Here is a 13030-nt window from a genome sequence, read left to right on the forward strand (position 1 = left end):
AGAACATGGCCGGTTTGGATGAGGTGACTGTCAAGGAAGGCGTCGAGGAAGAGACCGTCGAAGCCGTCAAGTCCCTGGCAGGCAAATACAAATACGGTTGGGAAACCGAGATCGAGATGGAATACGCCCCCAAGGGGGTGAACGCCGACATCGTGCGCCTGATCTCGGGCAAGAACAATGAACCGGAGTGGATGACGCAATGGCGTCTGGACGCTCTGGAGCGCTGGGAACAGAAGCAGGAGCCCACCTGGGCGATGGTGAGCTACCCGGAAATCGACTTTCAGGACCAGTATTACTATGCCCGTCCCAAGAGCATGGAAGAAAAGCCCAAGTCGCTCGATGACGTGGACCCCAAGCTGCTGGAGACCTACCAGAAACTGGGCATCCCGCTGAAGGAACAGATGATCCTGGCCGGTGTCGAGGGCGCCGAGGATGCCCCTGCCGAAGGGCGCAAGGTCGCAGTGGACGCGGTGTTCGATTCGGTATCGGTGGGCACCACTTTTCAGGCCGAACTGCAGAAGGCGGGCGTGATCTTCTGCTCGATCTCGGAAGCGATCCGCGAACATCCCGAGCTGGTCAAGAAATACCTCGGGAGCGTCGTGCCAGTCAGCGACAACTACTATGCCACGCTGAACTCGGCGGTCTTTTCGGACGGCTCGTTTGTCTACATCCCCCCCGGGGTGCGCTGCCCGATGGAACTGTCGACCTATTTCCGCATCAATGCGGAGAACACCGGCCAGTTCGAACGCACTCTGATCATCGCCGACAAGGGCAGCTATGTCAGCTACCTCGAAGGCTGCACCGCACCGCAGCGCGACACCGCGCAGCTGCACGCCGCCGTGGTCGAGATCATTGTCGAGGAAGACGCCGAGGTAAAATACTCCACCGTGCAGAACTGGTATCCGGGCGATGAGAACGGCAAGGGCGGGATTTACAATTTCGTGACGAAACGCGCCGACTGCCGTGGCGACCGGTCCAAGGTCATGTGGACCCAGGTCGAGACCGGCTCGGCCGTGACCTGGAAATACCCGTCCTGCATCCTGCGCGGCGCCGAAAGCCAGGGCGAGTTCTATTCGATCGCCATCACCAACAACTATCAGCAGGCCGATACCGGCACCAAGATGGTGCACCTGGGCGCGAATTCGAAATCGCGCATCGTGTCCAAGGGGATTTCGGCGGGCAAGTCACAGAACGTCTATCGCGGCCTCGTGTCGATGCATCCGAAGGCGAAGAACTCGCGCAACTACACGCAGTGCGACAGCCTTCTGATCGGTGACACCTGCGGGGCGCACACGGTGCCCTACATCGAGGTCAAGAACAACTCATCCCGGGTGGAGCATGAGGCGACGACCTCGAAGGTGGATGAGGACCAGATGTTCTATTGCCGCCAGCGCGGCATGGACGAGGAAGAGGCGGTGGCGCTGATCGTCAACGGGTTCGCCAAGGAAGTGCTGCAGGCCTTGCCGATGGAGTTTGCCATGGAAGCGCAGCAGCTTGTGGCGATCTCGCTGGAAGGGTCCGTAGGGTAACGGATTTCTCCGAACGAAACCGGGTCCACGAAAAGGAAAGCTCATGGCTCAAAGAAACTTCCTCGACAAGGTCGAAAGCGCGATCCCCTTCGTCATGCCGGCGATCGGGGGCGGCTTGGCCGTGATCTGGGTCAATCTCAATCCGATGAAATTCTACAACCCGATGATCTGGCTGCCCGCAGGCATGATCCTTGGCTGGCTGGCCGGACGGGTCATTTTGCGCCTGATGGATCGCGTTCGGTAAAAGGCCACGCGGATGAGTGACACCCCCCTCAAGCTGTTCTGGTGGGCCGCCAAGCCCAACTTCGGCGACGCACTGTCGCAGATCGTGACCCGGCATGCCGCCGGGCGCCCTGTGGTGCATGCGGGCCCGCGCGAGGCCGAGATGTTCGCGCTGGGGTCGATCCTGCAGATCGCGCGCCGGGTCTATGGCAAACCTGAAGGGGAACGGCCCAAACACCGGCCGACGATCTGGGGTTCGGGCATTATGGCGCCGATCCGCGCGGCCTTTCTGGAGCATGTGGACGTGGCCATGGTCCGCGGGCCAATCACTGCGTCGCTCCTGGGGCTGGACACGGAGCTTTACGGCGATCCGGGCCTCTTGACTGCGGATGCACTGGGGCCGGTCGAACGCCATGACCGCACAGGATTGCTCCTGCATCATTCGCAGCTTGACCACCCCGAGATCGCCGCGATGATCAAGGACGAACCGGCGATCGAATATATCGACGTGCGCAAGGGGCCCGAAGTGGTCTGCCGCGCCATCGGTGCCTGCCGCCACGTGATTTCGTCCAGCCTGCACGGGCTGATCGTGGCGGACGCATACGGCGTGCCCAACACCTGGCTCGACCCGCTGAGCCACGGGCGGCTGAAATACTACGACTACGCTGCCTCGATCGCGCGGCCCATGCCGCTGCCGATGCGCCACGATCAGATCCGCAAGGCTCTGCCGACGCTGCCCGACGGGCCGCTTGCCTATACCGACGGGATCGACAGGGCCAAGACCGACCTGATGACCCATTTCCCCGCCGCGCTTCGCAGCACCGAGCCCGCGCAGTGAGACCCAGGAGGACCGACCGATGATCATCACCACAACCCCATCCGTCGAGGGCCAGTTGATCGCCGAATATCACGGCATCGTCGTGGGCGAGGCCATTCTGGGCGCAAACGTGTTCCGCGACGTCTTTGCCGCGATCACCGATATCGTCGGTGGCCGATCCGGGGCCTATGAACAGGAACTGGGCAAGGCCCGCGACGTGGCCCTGCGCGAGCTGGAAGAACGCGCGGCCGAGAAGGGCGCAAATGCGGTCGTGGGCGTCGACCTGGACTACGAGGTGATCAACAACATGCTGATGGTCTCGGCCTCGGGCACGGCCGTCACGGTCAGGTAAGCCAGGAGCGCGGGCCGTTCTGCGCCCCGGACAGGCACAGAATTCGCCCTTCAGGGCTTTTGAAACAAACCACCCGTCTCTGGGTGATGAGAGGAAGTAGAATGCTGAAAATCAACAACCTGCAGGTCAAACTTGAGGAAGAGGACAAACAGATCCTCAAGGGTGTGGACCTCGAAGTCCCCGCAGGGGCCGTGCATGCGATCATGGGGCCGAACGGATCGGGCAAATCGACGCTTTCCTACGTGCTGTCGGGCCGCGATGGCTACGAGGTCACGGGTGGCGGGGCCAGCCTGGACGGCGCGGACCTGTTGGAATTGGAACCGGAAGAACGCGCCGCCGCCGGCCTGTTCCTGGCCTTCCAGTACCCGGTCGAGATCCCCGGCGTAGGCAATATGACCTTTCTTCGCACCGCCGTGAACGCGCAGCGCAAGGCGCGCGGTGAGGACGAGATGTCCGCCGCCGAGTTCCTGAAGTTCATCCGCGCCAAAGCCAAGGATCTGAAGATCGACGCAGACATGCTGAAACGCCCGGTGAACGTTGGCTTCTCGGGCGGCGAGAAGAAACGAAACGAGATCCTGCAGATGGCCATGCTGGAACCCAAGATGTGCATCCTGGACGAGACCGACTCGGGCCTCGACGTGGATGCGATGAAACTGGTGTCCGAAGGGGTGAATGCCCTGCGCGACGAAGGCCGCAGCTTCCTGGTCATCACCCACTACCAGCGCCTTCTGGATCACATCAAACCGGACGTCGTGCATATCATGGCCGCCGGGCGCATCGTCAAAACGGGTGGGCCCGAGCTGGCGCTGGAAGTGGAACACAACGGCTATGCCGACATCTTGGCGGAGCTTGCCTGATGGGACTGCCAGATACTGCAAACACCAAGGAAAACGGAACCCGCAGGCTGCCCGCCTCGGGCGCCTGGGCCAAATCCGCACGCGAGGATGCGCGCGCCCGTCTTGCCGCGGTCGGCATGCCGGTCCGGCGTGACGAGTACTGGAAATACACCCGTCCCGACACGCTGGTCGCCGACGCGGCCGCCCCGGCCGCCGTGTTCGACCACGCAGGCGAAGTGCCGCTGTACGACACCATTGACCGGCTGAAGATCGTTTTCGTCGACGGCGTGTTCGACGCCGCCGCCTCGGACCCGCTGGAATTGGCGGGGGTCGAGATCGAGCGTCTGGAACAGGCCGGTCAGGCCGACATCCACTGGGCCAAGGACGTCTACGGCGTGTTGGAAACCCGCGGCCAGGATCCGGTACTGCGCCAACTGGCCACGCTGAACACGGCCTATGCCCCCGATGGGGTGCTGATCAGGGTGACTGGCCAGGCGGCAAAGCCTGTCTCGCTGATCTATCGCCACGAGGACGAGACCTCGGACGCCATGCTGCATCACGTGATCCGTCTTGAGCCGGGTGCGGACCTGACCCTGCTGGAAAACGGCCCCTCTGCGGCCCGTTTCAACAAGGTCATGGAAGTGGACGTGGGCGACGGAGCGGCCTTCCACCACGTGCGCGCCCAGGGCCGCGACCATGAACGCCGTGCCGTCACCCATGTCTTTGCGCGTCTGGGCAAGGAAAGCACCTTCAAAAGCTTCACCATGACCGTGAACGGCCGCCTCACGCGCAACGAATGCGTGATCGAATTCACCGGCGACGACGCGGTGGCCCATGTGGCGGGGGCTGCGATGGGGGATGGCGACTTCCACCATGACGATACGGTCTTTGTCACTCATGACGCGGTGAATTGCGAAAGCCGACAGGTGTTCAAGAAGGTGCTGCGCAACGGTGCCACCGGCGTTTTCCAGGGCAAGATCCTGGTCAAGGCGGGGGCCCAGAAAACCGACGGCTACCAGAAATCGCAATCGCTGCTGCTCGATGACGACGCGCAGTTCTTTGCCAAGCCCGAGCTGGAGATCTACGCCGATGACGTGGCCTGCTCGCACGGGTCCACATCAGGCGCGATCGACGAAGAGGCGCTGTTCTACCTGCGTTCACGCGGGGTGCCCGAGATCCTGGCGACCGATCTTCTGGTGCTGGCCTTCCTGGCCGACGCCATCGAGGAGATCGAAAACGAGGAAATCGCGGACGATATCACGGCGCGACTCGATGCCTGGTTGCAGCGCCACCGAAGCTGATCCAAAAGGGGTCTCATGTCGATCGTAATGGATATCCTGGGCAGCTACCGGCGCCCACGCGCCATGTTTCGTCGCCGTGTCGGCGGCGAGATCCGCGAGGACCGCGCCATAGCGGTCTTGATGGGCGCCTGTGTCATCGTTTTCGTCGCGCAATGGCCGCGCCTCTCGCGCGAAGCCTTTCAGCAGGGCGAGGATGTGCAGATGCTGATCGGGGCCACGCTTCTGGCCTGGGTTTTCATCATGCCGCTCATCCTCTATGCCATCGGCTCGCTGAGCCACATGGTGGCGCGGCTGTTCGGCGGACGGGGCAACGCCTACCGCGCGCGGTTCGCGCTGTTCTGGGCGTTGCTTTGCGCAGCCCCCCTGTGGCTGCTGAACGGGTTGGTTGCCGGTTTCATTGGCCCCGGTCCGGCATTGCAGGTGACAGGCATCATTGCGCTTGCGGGGTTTCTGGCCTTCTGGTCGATCAACTGGCGAGAGGCGGAATACCCATGAGGTGGGAGGCCGGATATCTGCTGGGGCTTGCACTGCAAAGCCTGCCGGAGCCGCGCAAGGTGGCCCGTGACCTGTTTGCCGAGGGATTCTCGCGCCAGGCGCTGTGGTACATGCTGGCGCTCTTGCTTGTGCTGACCTCGATGCTACGCGTCATTGGCCAGGCGCTGTTCCCGCACCCCGAGGGGATGGAGCCGATGCTGAACCTGAGTCCATTGACGATGGGCCTGTCCGGCGCGGTATTTTCGCTGCTGACCATCTGGCTCATCGCCCGGATCGGCCGGGCCCTGGGCGGGCAGGGCACCTACGATCAGGCGCTGCTGACCATCGTCTGGCTGTCGGCGCTGAACCTGTTTCTGAGCGTCGCGGTGGTTGCGCTTGGCCTGTTTGCACCCGGCATTGCGCTTCTTCTGATCCCGGTGGGCTATCTCGCGCTGTTCTGGATCCTGACCATGTTCGTGACCGAATTGCACGGTTTCAAATCCCCCGGCTTGGTGGCGGTGGGGATCGTCGTGAGCTTTGTTGCGCTCATATTCCTGTTGGCCTTCGTGATGGCCCTTCTGGGCATCGGCCCCGACCCTGTACTGATTGGACCCCCACAATGAGCTACGATGTGGACGCGATCCGCGCCGATTTCCCGATTCTGTCGCGCAAGGTGAACGGGCAGCCACTGTGTTACCTCGACAATGGTGCGTCGGCACAGAAACCGCAGGTGGTGATCGACGCGGTGACGCGGGGCTACGCCGAAGAATATTCCAATGTTCACAGGGGATTGCACTTCCTTTCTAACCTGTCGACCGAAAAATACGAGGCCGTGCGCGGCATCATTGCGCGTTTCCTGAATGCGGGCTCCGAAGGTGAAATCATCCTTAACTCCGGCACCACCCAGGGGATCAATATGGTCTCCTATGCCTGGGCCGCGCCGCGCTTAAAGGCGGGCGACGAAATCGTGCTGTCCACGATGGAACACCACGCCAATATCGTGCCGTGGCATTTTCTGCGCGAACGCCAGGGTGTGGTGCTGAAATGGGTCGATCCGGAACCGGATGGATCGCTGGACCCGCAAAAGGTTCTGGACGCAATCGGACCCAAGACCAAGCTGGTCGCAATTACGCAATGTTCCAATGTCTTGGGCACCGTTGTTGATGTGAAATCCATCTGCGCAGGTGCCCGTGAGAAAGGCGTGGCGACGCTGGTTGACGGGTCGCAGGGGGCGGTGCACATGCCGGTCGATGTGCAGGACATCGGCTGTGATTTCTATGTCATCACGGGCCACAAGCTCTATGGCCCCTCCGGTTCGGGCGCGATCTTTGTGCGGGCGGAGCGCGCCGCCGAGATGCAGCCCTTCATCGGTGGCGGTGACATGATCCGCGAAGTCTCGAAAGACGTGGTCACTTACAATGACGCACCGCTGAAATTCGAGGCAGGCACGCCGGGCATCGTGCAGACCATCGGGCTGGGAGTCGCGCTGGAGTACCTGATGGGCCTGGGCATGGAGAATATCGCGGCGCATGAAGCCGGGCTAGCGGCCTATGCCTCGGAGCGGTTTGCCGGGCTGAATTGGGTGAACGTCCAGGGGCATGCCCCTGGAAAGGCAGCGATTTTCTCGCTCACCATGGAAGGCGCTGCCCATGCGCATGACCTGTCCACGATCCTCGACAAGAAAGGTATCGCGATCCGCGCCGGCCATCACTGCGCCCAGCCACTGATGGAGCATCTGGGCATGGCGGCCACGGCGCGGGCATCCTTCGGGCTCTACAACACCAGGGCGGAAGTGGACAGGCTGGTCGAAGGGCTTGAGCTCTGCCACCGCTTGCTTGCGTAATCGTAGGTCGCTCACGCGGTCCCGAAGCGCTCAGTGGTCGGGTTTGATCAATCCCAGCCCGCGCAGATAGACGCCGATGCCGCTTTCCAGCAGTTCTTCGGGCGGGAAGGGGCTCTTGGTGCCGGGCGCACCACGGGCGAAAAGCTCCACCACCCCGTGGCTCATCGCCCAGATGTGTTCGGCCACCATGCGGGACGGCGGGCGTTTCTCCGGCGGGATATGCTCGGAAAGTTCGGCAGCAGCGCGTTCCAGCACCGCCATCGCCCGGCCCGAGACCTGCGCCAGGTCCGGCGAGCGGTTCAGGGAAATGCCGCTTTCGAACATCGAGATGTAATGGCCCGGATAGCGGCGGGCAAATGCCAGATAGGCACGCCCCACGCTTTCGAAACTGGCCAGTGCCGAGGGCTGCCCCTTGGCATGGGCGTATTCCATGAGATCCGCAAAGATTTCAAAGCCTTGTCGGGCGGCCTCCGCAATCAGATCCTCGCGCCCGGCAAAGTGGCGGTAGACCGCCGCCGGGGTCACGCCCGCCTGCTTGGCAGCCTCCGACAGGGTGAAGCCTGTCGGACCCTTGGCCTCGATCAGGGCAAGAGCGGCATCGACCAGTGCCTGGCGCAGGTTGCCGTGATGATATCCGCGTTTCTTAACCATTCCAGATATCCGGCCCCCCGCAGATCTCCGCATCCGGGCTGGCCACCACATTGTCGTCGCGCCCGGCATAGTCGATCCCCGACAGAACCGCGCGCAGCGCAGCGATGCGGGCCCGGCGCTTGTCATCCGAGCGCACAACGGTCCAGGGGGTGCGCGCGCGATGCGTTCGTTCGAATGTTTCACTTATCGCGTCGGTGTAGGCGTCCCAGCGGTTCAGTCCTTCAACATCAATCCAGCTGAGTTTCCATTGCTTTAGCGGGTCTTTTTCACGTGCCAGAAAGCGGCGCAACTGCTCGGCACGGCCAACGTTCAGCCAGAGCTTGACGAAGTGAATGCCTTCATCGACCAGCATGTCCTCGAATTCCGGCAACTGGCGAAAGAATGCCTCGCGCTGGGGGGCTTCGCAGAAGCCGAAAACCTTTTCGACCACGCCGCGATTGTACCAGCTTCGGTCGAACAGGGTGATTTCCCCCGTGGTCGGCAGGTGCTGGATGTAGCGTTGGAAATACCATTCGCCCTGTTCGCGTTCGGTCGGTTTCGACAGGGCCACGATCTTGGCGACACGCGGGTTCAGGTTCTCGCGAAAGCGCTTGATCGTGCCGCCCTTGCCGGCAGCATCACGCCCCTCGAACACGACAACGACGCGCTTGCCCGTTGCCTTTACATCCGCCTGCAGCTTGACCAGTTCGAGCTGAAGCGCCTCCATGGTCGCTTCGTAGTCGTCACGGTCCATGCGGGTCCGATAGGGGAAGGCGGGGTCAATCACATCCTTCTTGCCGACAGATGCGATACCCTGGCGCACGTCTTGCGGCGCCGAGTCCGCAAAGAACTTCGAAATGGCGCCGTCAAAGGGTAGGGTCATGGTCAGTCTCCGCTATGCCCTTATCAATATGGTCATTTTTTGCCCCCATGCAATCCGGCGCGCAGTGCGGCGCGGTCGATGGCGGCGACGACTTCCGGGATCGAGACATGGTGCGGCATGTGGCCGATGCCGGGCAGGGTGGTCAGCCGCGCCTCCGGGTGCTGCGCGGCCAGCCGTTCCGAATGGATCCGGGGCGAAACGATCGGGTCCGCGTCGCCATGCACCAGTTCGATCGGCACGGTGATCTCGTCGTAGCGTTCCGCCAGAGCCTCGATCTGCCACAACAGTTGACGGCGCTGCCGCGCATTCATGCGCAGGGGCGCGCGTCGAATGGTGAAATCGGTGCCGAAATGGTCGGCATAGCCTTCAGGCGCCGGTTGCGGCTCAAAGATCTTGTCGATCTCGGCCTGCACCCGCGCTTTGGGGACAAAGGCGGTGATCATCGGAATGACCGCCCATTGTCCCGGGGCTGACGACAGCAGCGTGTAATAGGCGCCCAATCCGGTTTCCCAGGGATGGGTGACGGCCGACACCGGCACAACCGCAGACAGGCGATCGGGCATCAGTGTCGCCCAGCAGAGCGCAACCGCACCGCCGTAGCTCTGCCCAAGAACGATGGGCTTTCGCGCCCCGAAATGTTCAGCGACGGCCTGGATAAGCCGGGCTTGCGTTTCGAGCAGCTCGCCTTCCGGCGCCGCATCGGACCAGCCAAGGCCGGGCCGGTCCACGGCGATAACGCGGTAGCGTTCGGCCAGAACGGGGGTCAGGCCATGGGTGAAATCACGCAGATTGCCCGAAGAGCCGTGGATCAGCACAACCGTCTGATCGCCTTCCCCCGTGACCTCGGCATGCAGGCGCAGCCCGTTCACCACCACGAACTGCCCGGTCGGCGGGTGGCTGCGATTGGCGCGTGCCTCGCGTCGCGAGGCCAGCACATGGGTGGTCCCGGCGGCCAGCGCCAGGGCTGAGGCCACCGCCCCCCAAAACGTCACCCGCGGCGGTCCTTCACGCTTTGCCCGATCTCGTCGATATTGAAAGGCGTGGTCAGGTACATTTCCGAAATCCAGTTGCCATAGAGCAGATGCGCGTGGCTGCGCCAGCGGTTCTCGGGCGGGCGGGTCGGATCATTGTCAGGGTAGTAGTTCATCGGCACGTTGATCGGCGCGCCCTTGGCCACGTCGCGGTCATACTCGCCCTTCAGCGTGCCCGTGTCATATTCGAAATGGTTGAAGATATAGAGCGCGCGGTGCGCCGGATCTTCAACCAGGCAGGGACCGACCTCATCCGAGCCCAGAAGGGTGCGCAGACCGTCCGCCGCGTCGATCTCGTCCTGGCGCATCTCGGTCCAGCGGCTAACGGGCAGAACGCAAGTGTCTGAAAATCCACGCAGATAGGGCGAGGCCGGGGCCAGGTTCTTTTGCGGAAAACAGCCGAAGGCCTTGGCGGGCAGGATGTGTTTCCTGACCCCGTGGAAATGGTTGATCATCGCCATGCCGCCCCAGCAGACGCCGAAGGTGGAATGCACGTTGGTCTGGGTCCAGTCGAATATCTGGGTGATCTCGTCCCAATAGGTCACGTCCTCGAACTCCAGATGCTCGATCGGCGCGCCGGTAATGATCAGCCCGTCGAACTTCTGGTCGCGGACCTCTTCCCAGGGCTGATAGAAGGTACCGATATGGGCCTGGCTGGTGGTCTTCGAGATATGTTCGGACGGGCGCAGCAGGGTCAGTTCGATCTGCAACGGATGTGCGCCGATCAGACGGGCAAATTGCGTCTCGGTCTCGATCTTCTTGGGCATCAGGTTCAACAGGGCAATGCGCATGGCGCGAATGTCCTGCTTGGCGGCCTGATCTTCAGACATGACCATCACGCCCTCTTCCGTCAGCACGTCGATGGCCGGGAGATTGGCGGGAATTTTGATGGGCATGTCTCGTCCTCTGAGGGTGGCTGTCGTTGAAAGGGGTTAGGTGGGCGCGCGGTCAGGTCATGTCCAGAGTGCGCGCGACCAGTTGGTCGAAATCCGCGGGCGTCTTGACCGTGGCCAGCTCATGCGCACAAAGCGTTATGCCGAAGCGGGCCATGCTTTCATACAGCGGTTGGCGATGGGCCAGCGCGCGCGCATAGGTCCAGCGGATGAAGGTATCAGGATCAACTTCGTCTGACTGCATGTTGTTTTCGTGCAAATATTCCGCCCAGGCACTGTCCAGGAATTCGGGCTGGTAGGCCATCGGCTTGGGGGCACGGTCAAAACGGCGGATCAGTTCCTGGGTATGGGCCTCGTCGCCTTTCAGCCAGATCAGCAGACATTCTTCGGACAGCGCCTTCAACAACGGATCGTCAAGCCCCGCCTCGGGGTCGATCCATTCGCAGATCGAGCCGCCCGAGTCGCAGATGAAATGCGGGTAGCCATAGATGCGTTCGGCCCGTTCGGCGAAATGGGCCGTGTCTTCCAGCGCGTGGATTTCGGCCTGTTTGAACTGCTCCTGACGGCGGTGGTATTCCTTGATCGGCAGCCCGCCCCTGGAGGGGTCTCCGGGTTTGCCCAGATAGGTCGAGACCGGGGTCAGGTTCTCGAAGGACATGTTGGAGCCGATGTAGATGCTGTCCGACATCAGCAGTTCGCGCAGAAACGGCACCTTCATGGCCTCGGCCTTGAAGTTGTCGACGATGTGTTCGCCCATGTAGCGCGTGCCGATGCGGTAATCGATCGAGTAGTGGAACCAGTCCCCCTGCGCGCGCAGCAGGTTTGACAGGTAAGTCTTGCCCAGTCCGGACATGCCGAAGAACAGGATCTTCTTGCGGGGGGCGTTCAGCCACTCATCTGCGCTTTGGTACTTCATGCGCCTTTGGTAAGGGCGCGGCTGCGAGGGGTCAAGCGGTGGTGCGGGGCCCCAAGCGTTTGAAAATGCGGCCGTCCAGCACGATCAGCCCAAGCGCAAGTAGCCCGAGGCCCAGGTAGGCATTGGGCGACAGGCTTTCGCCGCGCAGCCAGGTGCCAAGCGCGATGGCGACCGGGGGAATGAGCAGCGTGACCAGCATCAGGTTGCCCGAACCCGCCATGGCCAGGATCCGGTAGTAGAGCAGGTAGGCGCCAGCGGTGGCGATCACGGACATGTAGCCGATCCCGGCCCAGGTGGCCGCGCTCAGCAGCACGGGGATCGGCCCCTCGATGATCCAGGCGGCGGGCAGGATCAGTGCGGCAGAGGCCGTCAGCATGCCCATGGCGGCCACCTGCGGGGGCAGATGGGCCAGGCGCTTGCGGGCCCAGACCCCGGCCAGCGCATAGGACAGCGTGGCGGCAATGGCAGCAAGCTGCGCCAGCGACCGAGGGTCAAAGCTCGTCAGGCTGCCGATCCCGATGGTGATGGTGACTCCGGAAAAGCCCAGTCCGACCCCCAATGCCTTGCGGGCGGTCAGGCGTTCGTCGGAAAAGAAGATCGCGGCGGTCAGCACCCCGAATACGGCGGTCGTTGCGTTGAAGATCGAGGTCAAACCGCTTTCGATGTAAAGCTGGCTCCAGTTCAGAAGCGAAAAGGGCACGAGATTGTTGAGCGCGCCCATGACGGCGAAAGCGGCCCAGGTCCGCGCGTCAGTGGGCAGGGGCAGGCGACGAACCAGCACATAGACCCAGAGGATGACCGCCGCCCAGCCGACCCGATGGGCCACCGCGTGCAGCACAGATATTTCGTCCAGCGCCACTCGTGTGGCCAGGAAAACGCCGCCCCAGATGAGGCCCAGAAGGAAAAGCTCGGCCCAGGCGCGGGCGCTCATGTCTTGCTGTGTCATGGGGCAGGTCTAGCGCAGCGTCTGACCCCGGGCGACCCGGAACTTGCGCAAGAAAAAAGCCCCGCCGGTTCGGGCGGGGCTTTGAAGGTCGGTTCGTGGTCGCGGGTCAGAAGCTGACGCCGATCTTGACGCCCGCGGCAATCGCATCACCGCCGCTGAACAAGGCCGTCCCGGGGTCAGCCAGAATGGTCTTGTCGCTGAAATCGACATAACGCACACCGCCCGAAATCTTCACGTTTTCGGTGGCTTGGAACGACACGCCCAGCCCGACATTTTTCGAGGTGCCGGTCGGGGACAGGAAAGTGATGCCGGTTGCGTCGCCATCTTCATAGCCGATCGACACCGAGGCCGAGACCT

Annotated in this window: 15 protein-coding genes and 1 pseudogene; 9 read left to right on the forward strand and 7 right to left on the reverse strand. The window is 62.6% G+C overall.

Annotation, left to right across the window (positions count from 1 at the left end; translation table 11 throughout):
* Window positions 1-5 precede the first annotated feature (5 nt).
* From sufB to Q1V43_RS16220, 9 genes are all read left to right on the forward strand, one after another.
* A complete protein-coding gene (sufB, locus tag Q1V43_RS16180; protein ID WP_300520315.1) occupies window positions 6-1529 on the forward strand; it encodes a Fe-S cluster assembly protein SufB in 1524 nt (507 codons plus the stop codon).
* A 43-nt stretch (window positions 1530-1572) separates the two neighbouring features.
* On the forward strand, window positions 1573-1773 hold the full coding sequence (locus Q1V43_RS16185; RefSeq protein ID WP_300520318.1) for a hypothetical protein: 201 nt from the start codon (window positions 1573-1575) through the stop codon (window positions 1771-1773).
* Window positions 1774-1785: 12 nt separating this feature from the next.
* Window positions 1786-2589, forward strand: a complete 804-nt coding sequence (locus Q1V43_RS16190; RefSeq protein WP_300520321.1) for a polysaccharide pyruvyl transferase family protein — start codon at window positions 1786-1788, stop codon at window positions 2587-2589.
* Window positions 2590-2608: 19 nt separating this feature from the next.
* A complete protein-coding gene (locus Q1V43_RS16195; protein WP_300520324.1) occupies window positions 2609-2920 on the forward strand; it encodes a heavy metal-binding domain-containing protein in 312 nt (103 codons plus the stop codon).
* A gap of 101 nt (window positions 2921-3021) precedes the next feature.
* Complete coding sequence (gene sufC / locus Q1V43_RS16200) at window positions 3022-3777, forward strand: Fe-S cluster assembly ATPase SufC (protein ID WP_300520326.1); 756 nt, start codon at window positions 3022-3024, stop codon at window positions 3775-3777.
* A complete protein-coding gene (gene sufD, locus Q1V43_RS16205) occupies window positions 3777-5057 on the forward strand; it encodes a Fe-S cluster assembly protein SufD (RefSeq protein WP_300520329.1) in 1281 nt (426 codons plus the stop codon). The genes sufC and sufD overlap by 1 nt, the downstream gene beginning before the upstream one ends.
* A gap of 15 nt (window positions 5058-5072) precedes the next feature.
* Window positions 5073-5552: a YIP1 family protein gene (locus Q1V43_RS16210; RefSeq protein ID WP_300520331.1), complete on the forward strand. Its 480-nt coding sequence runs from the start codon at window positions 5073-5075 to the stop codon at window positions 5550-5552.
* On the forward strand, window positions 5549-6154 hold the full coding sequence (locus Q1V43_RS16215; protein ID WP_300520334.1) for a YIP1 family protein: 606 nt from the start codon (window positions 5549-5551) through the stop codon (window positions 6152-6154). Before Q1V43_RS16210 ends, Q1V43_RS16215 begins: the two co-directional genes overlap by 4 nt.
* Window positions 6151-7374, forward strand: coding sequence for a cysteine desulfurase (locus Q1V43_RS16220; RefSeq protein WP_300520337.1), 1224 nt, complete (start codon window positions 6151-6153; stop codon window positions 7372-7374). The genes Q1V43_RS16215 and Q1V43_RS16220 overlap by 4 nt, the downstream gene beginning before the upstream one ends.
* Window positions 7375-7404: 30 nt before the next feature.
* On the opposite strand, the gene Q1V43_RS16225 is transcribed toward Q1V43_RS16220, so the two are convergent.
* The 7 genes and pseudogenes from Q1V43_RS16225 to Q1V43_RS16255 all read right to left on the reverse strand — a co-directional run.
* The gene (locus tag Q1V43_RS16225; protein WP_300520340.1) at window positions 7405-8025 is read right to left on the reverse strand and encodes a TetR/AcrR family transcriptional regulator; all 621 of its coding nucleotides are present in this window, start codon (window positions 8023-8025) and stop codon (window positions 7405-7407) included.
* Window positions 8018-8887 carry a polyphosphate kinase 2 gene (gene ppk2 / locus Q1V43_RS16230; RefSeq protein WP_300520374.1) on the reverse strand — a complete coding sequence of 290 codons (870 nt, stop codon included), beginning with the start codon at window positions 8885-8887 and terminating at the stop codon, window positions 8018-8020. Before ppk2 ends, Q1V43_RS16225 begins: the two co-directional genes overlap by 8 nt.
* A 32-nt stretch (window positions 8888-8919) precedes the next feature.
* Window positions 8920-9879, reverse strand: coding sequence for an alpha/beta hydrolase (locus Q1V43_RS16235; RefSeq protein WP_300520377.1), 960 nt, complete (start codon window positions 9877-9879; stop codon window positions 8920-8922).
* A complete protein-coding gene (metA, locus tag Q1V43_RS16240) occupies window positions 9876-10814 on the reverse strand; it encodes a homoserine O-succinyltransferase (protein ID WP_300520380.1) in 939 nt (312 codons plus the stop codon). The genes Q1V43_RS16235 and metA overlap by 4 nt, the downstream gene beginning before the upstream one ends.
* A gap of 52 nt (window positions 10815-10866) precedes the next feature.
* On the reverse strand, window positions 10867-11727 hold the full coding sequence (locus tag Q1V43_RS16245; RefSeq protein ID WP_300520383.1) for an ATPase: 861 nt from the start codon (window positions 11725-11727) through the stop codon (window positions 10867-10869).
* Between the two features lie 31 nt (window positions 11728-11758).
* The gene (locus Q1V43_RS16250; protein WP_300520386.1) at window positions 11759-12673 is read right to left on the reverse strand and encodes a DMT family transporter; all 915 of its coding nucleotides are present in this window, start codon (window positions 12671-12673) and stop codon (window positions 11759-11761) included.
* A 106-nt stretch (window positions 12674-12779) separates the two neighbouring features.
* A pseudogene (locus Q1V43_RS16255) lies at window positions 12780-13030 on the reverse strand (hypothetical protein); the annotation flags it as partial.

The organism is Aliiroseovarius sp. (genome assembly GCF_030148435.1).
In the GTDB taxonomy this organism is placed as follows: Bacteria; Pseudomonadota; Alphaproteobacteria; order Rhodobacterales; family Rhodobacteraceae; genus JASBTN01.